This window comes from Pseudomonas sp. SH10-3B, assembly GCF_019891415.1.
In the GTDB taxonomy this organism is placed as follows: Bacteria; Pseudomonadota; Gammaproteobacteria; order Pseudomonadales; family Pseudomonadaceae; genus Aquipseudomonas.
Genome location: NZ_JAFLXD010000028.1, coordinates 31,625 through 45,123, shown reverse-complemented (window position 1 = coordinate 45,123; position 13,499 = coordinate 31,625). Strand labels below are relative to the sequence as shown.

The 13,499-nt window shown below is 62.6% G+C and carries 8 protein-coding genes and 1 pseudogene; 2 read left to right on the top strand and 7 right to left on the bottom strand.

Annotated elements, in window-relative coordinates:
- Positions 1–265: 265 nt before the first annotated feature.
- The 6 genes and pseudogenes from J1G35_RS20010 to J1G35_RS19985 all read right to left on the bottom strand — a co-directional run bounded on the left by J1G35_RS20010 (position 266) and on the right by J1G35_RS19985 (position 11,835).
- Entirely contained in the window at positions 266–511 is a 246-nt protein-coding gene (locus J1G35_RS20010; protein WP_053137584.1) for a DUF2789 domain-containing protein, read from the bottom strand.
- 9 nt (positions 512–520) lie between these two features.
- Positions 521–655, bottom strand: a pseudogene (locus J1G35_RS20005) (adenylyl-sulfate kinase); the annotation flags it as partial.
- 43 nt (positions 656–698) lie between these two features.
- Complete coding sequence (locus tag J1G35_RS20000; RefSeq protein WP_223015818.1) at positions 699–2,216, bottom strand: TolC family protein; 1,518 nt, start codon at positions 2,214–2,216, stop codon at positions 699–701.
- 40 nt (positions 2,217–2,256) lie between these two features.
- The gene (locus J1G35_RS19995) at positions 2,257–9,213 is read right to left on the bottom strand and encodes an Ig-like domain-containing protein (RefSeq protein WP_223015817.1); all 6,957 of its coding nucleotides are present in this window, start codon (positions 9,211–9,213) and stop codon (positions 2,257–2,259) included.
- A 46-nt stretch (positions 9,214–9,259) separates the two neighbouring features.
- Positions 9,260–10,105: a sulfotransferase gene (locus J1G35_RS19990; RefSeq protein WP_082341029.1), complete on the bottom strand. Its 846-nt coding sequence runs from the start codon at positions 10,103–10,105 to the stop codon at positions 9,260–9,262.
- Between the two features lie 149 nt (positions 10,106–10,254).
- The gene (locus J1G35_RS19985) at positions 10,255–11,835 is read right to left on the bottom strand and encodes a glycosyltransferase family 39 protein (RefSeq protein ID WP_223015816.1); all 1,581 of its coding nucleotides are present in this window, start codon (positions 11,833–11,835) and stop codon (positions 10,255–10,257) included.
- 215 nt (positions 11,836–12,050) lie between these two features.
- Here J1G35_RS19985 and J1G35_RS19980 point away from each other — a divergent pair, with 215 nt between their 5' ends.
- Positions 12,051–12,641 carry a tail fiber protein gene (locus tag J1G35_RS19980; protein ID WP_223015815.1) on the top strand — a complete coding sequence of 197 codons (591 nt, stop codon included), beginning with the start codon at positions 12,051–12,053 and terminating at the stop codon, positions 12,639–12,641.
- Between the two features lie 58 nt (positions 12,642–12,699).
- Positions 12,700–13,011, top strand: a complete 312-nt coding sequence (locus J1G35_RS19975; protein ID WP_053137566.1) for a hypothetical protein — start codon at positions 12,700–12,702, stop codon at positions 13,009–13,011.
- On the opposite strand, the gene J1G35_RS19970 is transcribed toward J1G35_RS19975, so the two are convergent.
- Positions 13,004–13,498 carry a GNAT family N-acetyltransferase gene (locus J1G35_RS19970; protein ID WP_223015814.1) on the bottom strand — a complete coding sequence of 165 codons (495 nt, stop codon included), beginning with the start codon at positions 13,496–13,498 and terminating at the stop codon, positions 13,004–13,006. The two genes, J1G35_RS19975 and J1G35_RS19970, sit on opposite strands and share 8 nt — an antisense overlap.
- Between the last annotated feature and the right edge of the window lies 1 nt (position 13,499).

The window sequence follows — 13,499 nt, the reverse complement described above, 5'->3', positions numbered from 1 at the left end:
GCGGCGCCTATGAGTTTTTCGCGAGCAAGCTCGCTCCTACAAAAAGCCTTCATTGACTGGCATTAGGACAAGCCCCCTCCCACAATCGGATCGGTGTCGGCTTCAGGATTGCTGTGCGGCCTGGCCATCCAGGCGGCGCTGGTTTTGGTCCAAAATGTCCAGGCCATCGCGCGACCTCAGAAAAAATTACTCAGGCGATCAAAACCCAGATTTTTTTTACTCCTCACCTTTTTTTTTACAAAAACACAATTTCCAAAAGATTTTTTTACACCCCTCGCCCACCCCGCAACATCAGATTCAACTCATCCACCACTTCCGCCCAATCGGCATCGTCCAAAATTTCCTCGCGCAAAAACGCTTTCTGGCTGTCTGTCCAGAAAAACGCATCTGCCAATTTAAGATCCGGCTTGAGTGGCGAGTGGGTGGTCACAAACTGATCAATACTGATCGGGTCATCCGGCAGTCCAAGCTGTTTGAACAGTGACGGCAAGCTGTGCACGGGCGATTGCATGGCGGGCTCCTAAGAAGAGGATTTCCCAGAGTCTAGTTCAGGCGCCAGCCAGGCCAACAATCGCTCGACACTCTGCGGTGCCGACAGCGCGCCGGTGTCCAGTACCAGCGCAGCGGGAGGGGGTGGCTCGTAGGGCGAACCAATGATCACGACCTGCCCGTTGTCCACCCGCAGCGCCGCCACCTGGTTATTGGGCGACGGCACGCGGCACCGGTGCGGTAACAATGTTGCCGGCGGCCCAGGCTGACTCACGGCTGGCCAGCGCTGTGGCGATGGTCTGTACGCGGTCGGAGTCCAGTTGTTCCGGCAGCGGGTCGAGCCCGGCGCTGGCGAAGATCTGGCCGTAGGCGTTGCGCAGGTCGGCGTAGGCCAGGTCGCGGCGCAGGTCGGCTTGCAGGGTGTTGAGCTCGCCCTGGATCAGGTCGAGTTCGCCCAGGCCCGCCGCCTGGTGGCGGTTGCGCAGTTGAGTGAGGATTTGCCCGTCGATATTGGCCAGTTGTTCGTTGGTCTTGAACTGGCGTACGGCATCCTGGAAGTTCGCGTTGGCCACATAGACCTGCGCCAGTACCGCGATGGACATGGCCTGGCGCCGAGCGGTGGCGACTTCTTCACCGGCTTTGGCGACGTCGATGGCGGCCGGGGCGGAGATCACGTTGAACAGGTTCCAGGTGATCTTGGCGCCGTAGTCGGCCCAGCGATTGTCCACCAGGAACGAGTTGCTGTCGTAGTGGCCACCGGCCGAGAACTCCAGGCCAGGCAGCAGGCGCAGCATGGCTTTGCGGGTTTCGGCGGCGCTGATACGGGTCTGGTAGTCCTGCTCGCGCAGTTCGGGACGATTGGCCAAGGCTTCCTGTTCCAGGCTGGCCAGGTTGACCTTGAGCTGGGGCACCACGTAATCGTCCGGCGTGGCGAGTTTCAGGTCAGTGCCCATGGGCAGGTTGATCAAGGTCGCCAGTTCAGTCTTGGCCAGGGACAAGGCGCGGCGCTGTTCCTGCAACTGGCGCGTGGCTTCGATCAGCGAGCGCTGGTACCCAAGGGCCTGGACCGGGTCGCCGATACGCTGTTCGCTCATGTTCTGGCTGTCGGTCTGGGCTTGGTCGACCCGTACCATCAGGCTGTCGATCTGAGTCAGCAGACGCTCGGCTGCCACCGCTCGCCAATAGGCCGAGCGCACGTCCTGGACGATGGTGTTGATGACCTTGCGCCGACGCTCCTGGATGATCAGGCGCTGGTCGCCTTGCTGTTTGGCACTGATGTAGCTGACGCCGAAGTCGAGGACGTTCCACACCATGGTCAAGTCGGCCACACGGCGGTCGCGGTCCTGGGAGGTCGACGGTTCCAGGGACTGGGTGCCAGTGCGCACGCTCTGGCTGCTGGAGGCGTTGGTGTTGTTGCGCCCGGCGTAACCGGCGGACAGCGCCATGCGCGGCAGCATGTCAAAGCTGGACAGGTCCGACTGGCGCTTGGCCAAGGCTTCTTCCATCACCTTCAGGCGGCCTTCGAGGTTGTATTTCACTGCGCGGGCCATGGCCTGGTGCAGGGTAAGCGGACCACTGAGGGGTTCCTGATCCTTGTACATGCCTTGCAGATCATTGCGGGCGCGTTGCTCACTGACACTGCGCTCAATCGGCTCACTGGTGACCGCGCAACCGCTGATCGCCAGCACCAGCAAGCTGGCGCCGAACACCTTATGACGTGTATTCATCCTTGTACTGCCCCTGTTCCTGCGTCGAAATTAGTGGTGTTCAAGCCTGCATTTCGCTGATGCCGACTTGTTGCAGTGCCTGTGCCAGGTCGATCACCTGGCGATGCTCCCTGTCGTTGATCTGTTGCAATTGCTGGCCTAGGGTCGGTGCGCCAAAGACGCCGCGCAGGCCTTGGGCCGGATCACCGCCGCCCTTGATCGACTTGCTGTCGAACGCTTTAAAGCCTGAGTCGCTGCCACTGTCATCGCGGTTGAACAGGCCCGACAACGTGCTTGAGCCAAACACCCCGCCGTCGCCACCGCCGAAGCCGAGGAAGCCATTGCCACTGCCGTCACCACTGCCATCGGTGCTGAATACCTGGGCAATAAAGCTGGGCGACGACGCGCCGTTGTTGATGAAGATACTGCCGATCGGCGGCAGGCCCGCGCCCATTTCACGCTGTTCAAACAGCGGCGGGAAACCAATCGGTGAGCCCAGGTCGCCACCCGGCCGGCCAAAAATGATCGGCTGCAAGGGCACGTTCGGCGCATCCACAGGCACTGTAGGGACCGTGACGCGAAACAGCGGGTCGCCGGTGAGGGCGGTGGTGTTCACCCCGTAGTTATTGGAGTTGGCATAGCCGCTGCCGGCGTTGCCTGCCAGGTCAGTCACCAGGCTGGTGTCGAGGGTGATGAAGTTGCTCGGGTCGGTGATATTCGCCGTCGGTGTCAGGGTGGCGGTCCAGGTTTTGCCGCCATCGCTGGTGGCCAGGTCGGACAAGGTGCCGTTGGCGACGCTGAGGTCATTCAGGTCGAAGCCCGTGACTTTTTCGCTGAAGGTGAAGGTCACGGTGGTGGTCTGGCCGACAACCAGGTTGGGGTTGGCGACCGAGATAGTCGCCGTGGGCAGGTCGCCGTCGAGTGCGTAGTTATTGGAGATGGCCACGCCCGACCCGGTGTTGCCTGCGCCATCGCTGACCAGGCTGTTGTCGAGTACCACCAGGTTGGTGGCGTCGGTGATGCCCGCAGTGGGGGTAAGGGTCGCGGTCCAGTGGATATTGTCACTGGTGGTCAGGTTGGACAGCACACCGTTGGCCACGCTCAGGTCCGACAGGTCAAAGCCGCTGACCGCCTCGGTGAAGGTGATGCTCACGGTGGTGGTCTGGCCGATCCCCAACAGGCCGTTGGCCACCGTAATAGTCGCGCCTGGGCGCTGGGTGTCGATGCTGTAGTTACTGGAGTCTGTGGTGCCGCTGCCAGCGTTGCCGGAGGCGTTGACGACACCGCTGTTGTCCAGGGTGATGACGTTAGTGGTGTCGGTGATATTGCTGGTCGGCGTAAGTGTCGCGGTCCAGGTGATGCCGCCGTCGCTGGAGGTGACGTTCGTCAGTGTGCCGTTGCTGAGGGTCAGGTCGGCATTGCTGAAACCGCTCACGGCTTCGCTGAAGGTGATGGTCACCGTCGAGGTTTCGCCGGCCTTGAGGGCAGTGTCCGCCACCACGATCGTCGCCGTCGGACGTACCGTATCGATGCTGAAGTTGGCCGAGTCGGTGGTACCGGTGCCGGTGTTGCCGGCCAGGTCGGTGTAGCCGGTGTTGTTCAGGCTGATCAGGTTGGTGGTGTCGTGAACATTGCTGTCCGGGGTAAAGGTCCCGGTCCAGGTGATGCCGCCGTCGCTGCTGAGCAGGCCGCTCAAGCTGCCGTTGGGCACGCTCAGGTCGCTGCTGTCGAGGCCGGCCACCGCTTCGCTGAAGGTGATGGTCACCGTCGTGGTTTGCCCGACGAGCAGGCTCGCACTGCCAAGCACAATGCTGGCCGTCGGCGCCACGGTATCGACGCTGTACGCATTGGAGACGGTGTTCCCCGCACCGGCATTACCGGCACTGTCGCTGATCAGGCTGTTGTCCAGGCTGATGACGTCGCCGGCATGGGTGGTCGCGGCGTTCGGCGTCAGGGTTGCGGTCCAGGTGATGTTGTCCAGGGTGCTCAGGTTGCTCAGGGTGCCGTTGGGGGCTGTCAGGTCGCCCAGGGTGAAGCCGGTCACGGCTTCACTGAAGGTGATGGTCACCACCGATGAACCCGCTGCATTCAGGGCGTCGTTACTGACCACGATGGTCGCCGTCGGCCGCTGGGTGTCGATGCTGAAGTTGTTGGAATCGGTAGTACCGATGCCGGCATTGCCCGAGGCATTCGCCACGCCGGTGTTGTCCAGCACGATCAGGTTGCTGCTGTCGGTGATGTTGCTGGTCGGCGTAAAGGTCGCCGTCCAGGTGATGCCGCCGTCGCCGCTGGCAAGGTTCGTCAACGTACCGTTGCTGATCGTCAGGTCGGCGGTGCTGAAGCCGCTCACCGCTTCGCTGAAGGTGATGGTCACCGTCGAGGTTTCACCCAGCGCCAGGGCGTTGTCCGCCACCACGATCGTCGCGGTCGGCCGTACCGTGTCGATGGTGAAATTCCCCGAGAGGGTGGAGCCGGTGCCAGCGTTGCCCGCCAGGTCCGTATAGCCTGCGTTGTTCAGGCTGACGATATTGGTGGTGTCCTTGATGTTGCTGGTCGGCGTGAACGTCGCGGTCCAAGTGATGCCTCCATCGCTGCTGCTCACCGCGCTCAACGTGCCATTGGGCACGGTCAGGTCGCTGTTGTCGAAACCGCTCACCGCCTCGCTGAAGGTGATGGTCACCAGGGAGGTTTCACCCGCTGCGAGCACCGGATCGGCTATCACGATGGTCGCGGTCGGCCTCTGGCTGTCGATCGCATAGTTGTTGGAGTCGGTGGTACCGGAGCCGCTGTTGCCAGCCGTGTCGAGCACGCCGGTGTTATTCAGGGTGATCTGGTTGCTGGCCTGGTTGATGCCTGCCAGCGCCGTCAGGGTTGCGGTGTAGGTGATGTTGTCGCTGGTGCTCAGGTTGCTGAGGGTACCGTTGCCGACGGTCAGGTCGGACAGGTCGAAGCCGGTCACCGCTTCGTTGAAGGTAATGGTCACCGTTGACGTGCCACCGACGCCCAGGTTTTCGTTGTCCACCACCACAGTGGCGGTCGGACGCTGGGTGTCGATAACGTAGTTGTTGGAGTCGGTGGTGCCGCTGCCCGCATTGCCCGACGCCATCGCCTGCACCCCGCTGTTGTCCAGGGTGATCAGGTTGGTGGCGTCGGTAAGATTGGTGCTCGGGGTGAAGGTGGCGGTCCAGGTGATGCCGCCATCGCTGCTGGCCACCGCGCTCAGGGTGCCGTTGGTAATGGTCAGGTCGGCATTGCTGAAACCGGTGACCGCCTGGCTGAACGTGATGGTCACCAACGACGTGCCACCGATATTCAACGCTGGGCTCGCGACTACGATGCTCGCCGTGGGCAGCACGGTGTCGATGGTGAAGTTGGCAGAGTTGGTGTTGCCCGCCCCCGCGTTGCCGGCAAGGTCAGCGATACCGGTATTGGCCAGGGTGATGGCATTGGTTGCGCTGTTGGTGTTCGTACCTGGCGTGAAGGTCGCGGTCCAGGTGATGCCGTCAGCGCTGCTCAAGCCGCTCAGGCTACCGTGGCTGGTACTCAGGTCGCTCAGGCTGAAGCCGGTTACCGCTTCGCTGAACGTGATGGTCACCAGCGAGGTTTCCCCGGCCGTCAGTGTCGGATCGGCGACGACGATGGTCGCGGTCGGCCGCTGGGTGTCGATGCTGTAGTTGTTGGAGTCGGTGGAGCCGGTGCCGGTATTGCCGACGGTGTCGCTGTAGCCGGTGTTGTCGAGGGTGATCAGGTTGCTGGTGTCGGTGATGCTCGCGCTCGGCGTGAAGGTTGCGGTCCAGGTGATGCCGCCATCGCTGCTGCCCACTGCCGTCAGCGTGCCGTTGGTAATGGTCAGGTCGGCATTGCTGAATCCGACCACGGCTTCCGAGAAGGTAATGGTTACCAGCGAGGTGTCGCCGATGTTCAGCGAGTCGTTGGCGACCACCACGGTGGCGGTCGGGCGCACGCCATCGATGGCGATGTTGTTGGAGGTGGTGGTGCCGCTGCCAGCGTTGCCCGCCCCATCCTGGACCCCGGTATTGTCCAGGGTGATGTGGTTGCTCGCGCTGACGACAGCCGCAGTCGGGGTGAAGGTCGCGGTCCAGGTAATGCTGTCGCTGGTACTCAGGTTGCTCAGGACGCCGTTGCTCGCCGTCAGGTCGGCCAGGGTAAAACCGGTCACGGCTTCGCTGAAGGTGATGGTGACCGGGGAGGTCTGGCCGATCCCAAGATTGGCGCTGCCGAACACGATGGTCGCGGTCGGGCGCTGGGTATCGACGACATAGGTGTTGGAGTTGGTGCTGCCGCTGCCGGCGTTGCCCGCACCGTCGGTAATCAACGTGTTGTTCAGGGTGACCAGGTCACCGCTGTGGGTAACCCCACTGTTGGGGGTGAGGACGGCCGTCCAGTGGGTGCCATCGACCTGGACCAGGTTGCTCAGGACGCCATTGGATGCGCTCAGGTCGCTCAGGTCCAGATCGTTGACCGTTTCGCTGAAGGTGATGGTCACCTGGGACGAACCGCCAATGTTGAGCGCGGTGTTGGACACCACAATGCCCGCGGTCGGCCGCACGGTATCGATCACGTAGGCGTTGGACGTGCTGGTGCCAGTGCCCGCGTTGCTCGCAGTATCGGTGTAGAGCGTGTTGTCCAGGGAGATGCTGTTGCCGCTGCTGTTGTTGCCGGCAGCCGGGGTCAGGGTGGCGGTCCAGTGGATGTTGTCGCTGGTGGTCAGGTTGCTCAGGGTGCCGTTGGTTGCCGTCATGTCCGACAGACTGAAACCACTCACTGCCTCGTTGAACGTGATGTGCACCTGGGACGAACCACCGACTTTCAACGCCGGACTGTCGACCACGATGGTCGCGCTCGGGCGTTCGGTGTCGACGGTGTAGCTGTTGGACGCGGTAGTGCCGATGCCTGCCAAACCCAGCGACTGACTGGTGACACCGGTGTTGTCCAAGGTGATCTGGCCGGCACTGCTGGCGACGTTCGCGTTTGGGGTGAAGGTCGCGGTCCAGGTCTTGTTATCGCTGGTGGTCAGGTTAGTGAGAACGCCGTTGGCAGCGGTCAGGTCAGCCAGGGTGAAACCGTTGACGGCTTCGCTGAAGGTAATGGTCACCTGCGACGTGCTGCCGATGTGCTGGGCTGGGGTTGCAACCACGAGGGTCGCGGTCGGGTTCGGCACATAGGCATTGTCCGACGTACCGCCGATATCGTTGAACAGGCCATTGGCCGCCGTCGGTTTGTTGCCGGCTGTACCCGCGCTGGCCAGGCCGCCATTGCCGCTGGCGCCCGCGTTGGCGCTACCGCCCAGGCTGGCGAAGTTGGCCGCCGTGATCAGTACCGAACCCTTGTTCCAGATTGCGCCAACGCCCAGGCCACCGTCGCCGCCACTGGCGTTGCTGCCGCTGCTGATGGAGCCACCACCGCCACCACCGCCGCCGGCACCGATGTTACCGGTAATCGCCGAGTTGCCGATGATGGTCAATTTGGCGCCAGCGGCATTGTAGATACCGCCCGCCGCACCACCGCCCTTGCCGCCAAGGGCGTTCCAGCCGGCCCCGCCGCCACCGCCGCCGATCGATATTCCACCGACGGCCGCTGCACCGCCGGCGCTGCCGTTGGAGTAGCCGTAGGGGTTGGTCGAGCCCGCGCCGGCGCTGCCCGAGCCGCCCTTGCCGCCCATCGTCTGCAGGGTATAGCCACCTCCCGTACCGCCCTGATTGGCCGAGCCAGCGGTGCCGGCGTAGTTGCCAGTACCACTGCCGGTGCTGCCGCCATGCCCGCCGATGCCGTTGCCCAGTGCACCGCCGCCACCCCCGGCGCCGCCGACCGCGCCACCGGTGACACCGCCACCGCCACCGCCACCGGAAGCCGCGTTTGCCGTGACGCTGACGTTTCTCAGCGTCAGGTCGCCGAAGTTGCTGAGCCCCGCGCCCAGCGAGTTGCCCGCGCTGGTACCGCTGCCGCCATTGCCACCGTTACCGGCAATCAGGCCACGGGTAATCACCAGGCCGTCGAAGGTCACGGTGGTACCGCTGTTGACCTGGATCACGCTGGTCTTGTACTGCCCGTCCAGGGTTACCTCAGCGACGCCGTCATTGTTCAGGTCGCCGTCGAGGGTGATGTTCTTGGTGACCAACAACTGGCTGTTCAACAGTACGGTCATGCCGTTGTTGAAGGTCACGATGTCGCCGTTCTGCGAGGACGCCAGCGCCGCGCGCAGGGAGCCGACCCCCGAATCATTGCCGTTGGTCGCGGTCCAGGTCGCCAGGCCCCACTGGTAATCGTTCATCACCTGTTGCGACAGCAGGGGCGTGCTTTCGATGGCGCCGGTTGCGATTTCCAACGTCCAGTCGCCGCCCAGCCCGGTGCGGTTGGTGGAGGCCGCAATGTCACGCCCGGTGTACTGCGCCAGGGAATCGACGAAGCTCACGCCGCGCTCGCCTTCGGCAGTGTTGCAGGCGTAGATCAGGATATCGCCGCCCACGTTCATGTCTTTGCCGATCTGGCCCAGCACATCGGCGCGCGCCGCCACGTTGTCCGCCGACAGGTAGGTACTGCCCAGCCACAAGTCACCGGTATTGCCGTGGGCAATGATCTCGACGGTACTCACGCCCTGGTGGCTGCCCAGGTATTCGGCGATCTGTTGCAGTCCGTCCTTGCTGCCGTCCAGCACCACAACCTGAGTGCCGGGAGCGACGCCCTTGAGCAGGCTGTCGAAGTCCTTGACCCGCGAGTCGACAAACACCACACCCTGGCCGGGCACAGCAACAGGTGCAGTCGCCGGGGCGGCATCCGCCTGGCCATGAGTGTCCTTGGCGGCAGTGGGCTGGTCTGCGGTGGGCGGCTTGGCCGCGTCCACGGTCGAGTGGTTATCAGCCGCCGTCGCCACCGTCGCCGCCACGGCGCCGTCGAACAACATGCGCGGTTCCAGGGACATGATCATGGGCGAACCCAGGGACCGGGCTGCGGCGGTTGCCTGCGATGCCCCACGCGACTTCTGTTTATTCCACCACATGAGACTCACCCGGGATCGAACGTCTGAAACTCAGGAAAAATCGCGATCAGTGACTCGCGAGGTTGTTTTTGATACGAATCACATTGGCGGCGCTGGAGGCGCCATCCAGCCAGAACGACAGCTTGGAATACTGTTCGAACAAATCTGGCGGCAGGATCGTGCGCCGGGTCTCGAAGGCCACCTTGCGCTTGACCTTATGCAGACCCGCCAGGCCCAGCGCGTCATCGAATTCCGGTGCGTCATAGGCCAGGTTGTCGAAGTCGTGCTCGAACCAGGGCTCGCCGATGAACTCGTAGACCAGGCGCAGCACACGCTCAGGCGCCTGGCTCAGCAGGTCGTAGTCGATGATCAGCAAAGAATCGGCCTGCTCGCCGTAATAGGCTTCCTTGAGTGCCGCCCAGGCAAACCCCACCAGGCGATTACGCTGAGCCAAGGTTTCGACCCGGCTGTAAACGGTGTTGCGCTCACCGTCATCATTGAACAGCTTGGTATTCTCGAAGGGATTGGCGCGGTACAGCCGCTCGATGCTGTCCATGACCCAGGCAACGTTGCGCACACACGCGATGACCTTGGCCTGGGGAAACAAATCGCGAATAGCCGGGAGACGGGCGGACCACTGCCGATTGGTGTCGAACACCACGGACTTGTCAGCCTGATCGGCGTAATAGGAGTCGAACAAGCCGCCCAGCAGGCGGCGTCGTACATCCGTGTTGATGACCGCGCCAAACTCACTGCCGGCGCTGCACTGGCCGAGTACACCGGCAAACAGCGCACCGACCGGGCTGGTCATGCCCGCATGAAAACGCGGATTCTGTAAAAGAATGGCGGACAACAGGGTCGAACCGGAACGCGGCAACCCGGAAATGAAGTGAAAACGGCTCAATCCTTTCACCCTTACTAGCAGTCCTTTGTAGGACAAAGCGTAGCGTAAGGAATCATTTCCAACCAATATTACTTTGCCATCAATTGGTTTAATTCGGCATAAATGCCCTTTATTTTCGGGGCTTTGCGATATATCCGACGAAAGACAGCTACCGCCCCTCAGGGCCGGGTGCAGGTGAGATGACAAACCTCATATAAAACTGCCTGGGTATCACCGCCTGCATGCTGGTCAATGGCTCGCCAGTTCTTCGGAATCGAGGGGAATTCGTCAGGGGCCACCCGGCTCATCACCAGCCATACCCGGCCGTTGCCAATGGGCAGATCGTTCAAATCGTCCAGATAAACCCCGGCATCGGGCTCGATCAAGGTACCGAAGCCGTAGGCATTGGGGCGGGTCGATACACCCTTGGCCGTCGGTGGAGTGTAGAGACGGGGCGCGGTTGCGCTTTTATCGTAATAACCCCAAGTGAGGTACCAGAACATATCCCCCAGGACTATCTGGTCACCGGCCACGGTGTGCTGGTTCATGTAGTCGACCATGTTGCTGAATTGATCATCGGGGTCGACCGTGTAGTTATTCTTCAGCCCCACGGCCGAAGCGCCCAGTACCACGGCCAGCAGCACCGCCGCCAAGGCTCTGTGGCGCAGGGCCAGGCGGTCGATGGCCAACGCCAGGACAATCGGCAAGCCCAGGGCGGGTGCGGTCAAATAGCGGTCGATAAATACCGGCGAAATAAAAGATATCGCAAACACCAGCAGCACCGGCAAGGTGCAATAGATCACCACCAGCGTGGCGAAGCGGTAGCGACTGCGGTCGTTCCACAGCACATAACCGAGTACCGCCGTGACCACAGTCGGCAACGTGAGCAACAGCCACGGCGACATGGTTTCTCCATCATCCAGCGCCAACAGCTGCCAGACCATCGACGGCAGTGAACGCCAGGTGACCGGCAACTCCCAACCCACATCGTTGCCGGCCTTCAGCTCCTCCATATGCAGTACCAGGTCAATCAGCCCCGGCAGCCAGGGCGCAAACAGCAGCACAATCGCGACGTTGGCCAACCACCAATCGTGACGGCCGATAAAACGCTGGCGTGCACCGGGCACGGGCCCCAGCAGCGCCACATACAGCCAGTGGGAAAGCACACACAAGGCGGCGAAATAATGGGTGTAGAACGCCGCCGTCATCAGCAACGCGTAGACCACCAGGTAACGCGAACGCTGCGGCGCCTTCACCCAATACACCAGCGCGAGGGTCGCCCCCAACAGCCAGACACCCAGCAGTGAATACATGCGGATTTCCTGGCTGTAGCGCACCGCCGTGGGCAGCAAGGCCAGCAGCAGGCAGGCCAGCAACGTGGCCCGGCGCGTGGCGATCAGGTGCACCAGCCAGGTACCCAGAAAGACCGCGGCCACCCCCGGCAGTGCGCTGAGCAGGCGGATCGACAGGATGGAGTCGCCAAACACCGCGATCCAGCCGTGCAGCAGCATGAAATACAGGGGTGGGTGCACATCGTGGGCCGCATGGAACCAGATGCCAGGCAGCGCGTAATGGGCCAGCAGCAGGCTGGAGCCTTCATCGCCCCAGATCGCCGCTGCCGTCAACTCATAGCAGCGCAACCCCAGGGCCAGCGCCAGGAGCGGCAGTAACCAGGGTTCGCGAAGCAATTGAAAAAGAGAGTGCGCAGGTGTGACAGGCTGACAGGTGCTTGTTGTTTCATCACGACTCGGAACGCCCATTACCACCCTCTGAAATCGACACCCGCACCCGGCCGGGTGCTCGAACGCGCTGATTGTAGGCCAGAAGCATCCCCGGCGGCCGGTGTAATCCTCCCTCTACCCCAAAGCCGACCAAAAAGCGGACGAAGTGCAGACCCGCGTCTAGGCTGTGGGGCGGTGCGCCAGGTTTGCATCGCGAGGCGCATCTCATCCGACACTTAGCAGGAGAGGTTTTCATGGAAGTTTTTCTCGGTACGGTTCAGATGTTCGCGTTCAACTACGCACCCCAGGGATGGGCCTATTGCAACGGCCAATTGGTATCGATCGCGCAAAACAACGCACTGTTTGCCTTGTTGGGCACGGTCTATGGCGGTGACGGCCAGAACACTTTTGCCCTACCCAACCTGCAAGGCCGTGCACCGATCCATATGGGCAATGGTGCCGGCCTGACGCCACGGGTCATCGGTGAAGTCGGCGGCACCGAAAAATCGAACATCCTGAGCGGCAACCTTCCGACCCAACTGATCCCCACCACCGGCCTGACGGTCACCACCACCATCAACCTGGCCAACGAGCCCAGTGCCGCCGCCACCACACCCACCAGCACCAATGCCTACATCGGCGCCTCCAGCACGGGTGGCCCCGGCTCGGCGGCGATCTACTCCGACAATCCCGGCAGCGCACCCGTCGCCCTCAAAGGCGCCAGCAGCACCCTGGGCGGCAACTTGACGGTTCCAGGCGGCAACCAGCCGTTGCCAACAATGGCACCGTACCTCGCGCTGAATTTCAGCATCGCCCTGACAGGGCTTTTCCCGCCCCGCCCGTAAACCGCTCCAACACCGGGGCAATCGCCCCGGTGCCTGCCGCAACGACCGGAGACGCGCCATGCTGCAACAGGTATGCAACGAACATTTCCAGCCCCTGATCAATCAGTCCTGCCCGCTGCAACTGCCCGATGGCCGAGTGCTGCACGTGCACATCGAGGCCGTCGATCTGCGCCCACAATCGCGCCTGCCGGACAACTCCCGCACACCCTTCAACGTCACGCTGCGCAGCCTGGCGCCCACGGACTTCGTCGATGGCCTGTGTGCCCTGGCCCTGCCAGAGCTTGGCAGCGTCGACGGGATTTTCGTGTCCAGGGAACCGGCCCTGGGCCGCGACCCGAACCTTGGCTATTTCAACATTGTGTTCAACTGAGCCCCGGGTACCACACCAGCCGCTCGGCCCCCGGCACGGTTTCCTCGACGCGAAACCCCAGCGCCAGGTAATGCTGGCGCGCACCGGGGTTGCTGGCCCACACCACCGTCGCCACCGGACAGCGCACTTGGGCGGCGGCTTTTTGCACGCCTTGCAGCACTGCGCGGCCAAAACCCTGGCCACGCGCAGCCGGGACAAATGCCAGATAGAGCACGCGCACTTCATTCGCGCCGAAGTCCGCCGTCAACACGCCGATCGGGGTGTCGAGTTTCTCCACCACGTAGTGCATCGCTCCCGGAAAATGCTCGGCGATCCCCTGCTCCTGAACCTGATACTGCTGGGCGACGATCTGCTCGATCACCTCGGGATCGGCATCGACCCACTGCAGTTCCGGCCGCGCGCAGCGGTACAGGTTGTGCAAAAACGGCGCATCGGTGGGCCGTGAAGGGCGCATGGATAAACCCGCGCACGACGAACTGTCCAGCATT